The sequence below is a fragment of the Mesorhizobium sp. M0496 genome (assembly GCF_040321205.1).
Lineage (GTDB): Bacteria > Pseudomonadota > Alphaproteobacteria > Rhizobiales > Rhizobiaceae > Mesorhizobium.
In genome coordinates this window covers 1-1,199 of the sequence record NZ_JAMYRC010000105.1, presented here as the reverse complement: position 1 = coordinate 1,199, position 1,199 = coordinate 1, and the positions used below count along the sequence as shown (strand labels likewise).

The window sequence follows — 1,199 nt, the reverse complement described above, 5'->3', positions numbered from 1 at the left end:
AGGGCAGGGGAATCGCAGATAAGTTGATTTGCTCTTGCCAAGTAGGAAAAGAGGGATTCTTGAGAGGCTTTCTCGTTACAGAGGAGGCCGCAGTGCCGTTGGTTATGTCTATCTTGCGAGAGGTTCGCGATCCGCGTGATATTAATGCGCGGCATAATCTTGCGGAGCTTCTGTTCCTGGCGCTTGCAGCGACGCTGTGCGGTGCCAAAAGCTGTGTGGACATTGCTGAATTCGTGGAGGGACGGGAAGACGACCTGAAAGAGATCGTCGAGCTGAAGCATGGATGTCCAAGCCACGACACCTTCAGCCGGGTGTTTCGGCTTCTTGATCCGCAGGAATTGTCGAACGCGCTGAGTGCCTTCATGTCGGCGTTGCGGCGCCAACTTGGACTTGGCTCGCCGCGTGGCGTGGTGGCTATCGACGGCAAGGCGCTCAGGCGCGGCTATGAGAAGGGGCATGCCTTCATGCCGCCGCTGATGGTCAGCGCCTGGGATGCCGAGACCAGGCTGACGATTGCGGCAACGCGGGCGCCGGCCTCCGACGAGGTCGGAGCGACGCTGGCGTTGCTGAAGAGCTTGGATCTTAAGGGCTGCACGGTCACCGCCGACGCCCTGCATTGCCGCCCCGACACGGCTCAAGCGCTGATTGCGCAGAAGGCACATTACGCCTTCGGGCTGAAGGCCAATCGTGGCCGTCTGTTTGCCGCGGCTGAGAAAAGCTTTGCCGCGGCAGGCGAGATCGCCTGCTTCGAAACGCGCGACACTGCTCACGGTCGCACCGAAGTGCGCCGAGCCAGCATCTTGCCGCTTGCCAAACTCAAGGACCTGCCTGTGTTCCCAGGCCTCAAGGCCATCGGTCGCATCGAAGCCCTGCGCACGGCCGACAATAAAACGGCCGCGTCGGTCCGCTACATCGCGCTCTCCAAGCTGCTCACGCCCAGGAAATTGGCCGAGACCGTGCGTGCCCACTGGACGATCGAAAACCAGTTGCACTGGAGCCTCGATGTTGTCTTCCATGAAGATGACGCCCGCACCCGAAAGGACAACGCGCCACAAAATCTGGCTGTCATCCGAAGGCTCGCGCAAAACATCTTGGCTGCCCATCCGCTCGACAAACCAATTGCCAGCAAGATGCGAAGGGCAAACTGGAGCAAAGATTTCTTCTATGACCTCTTTACTCATATGCGATAGCCCTGCCCT

1 protein-coding gene is annotated in these 1,199 nt (G+C 59.5%); it reads left to right on the top strand.

The window, feature by feature from the left end; all coding sequences use genetic code 11:
* The first annotated feature begins 104 nt into the window (after positions 1-104).
* Complete coding sequence (locus NKI73_RS33535; protein ID WP_502909640.1) at positions 105-1,190, top strand: ISAs1 family transposase; 1,086 nt, start codon at positions 105-107, stop codon at positions 1,188-1,190.
* Positions 1,191-1,199: the final 9 nt, after the last annotated feature.

What these genes read in the sequence shown, in the direction of transcription:
- NKI73_RS33535 (WP_502909640.1), top strand. Translation starts at nt 105, where the DNA reads ATGTCTATCTTGCGAGAGGTTCGCGATCCGCGTGATATTAATGCGCGG.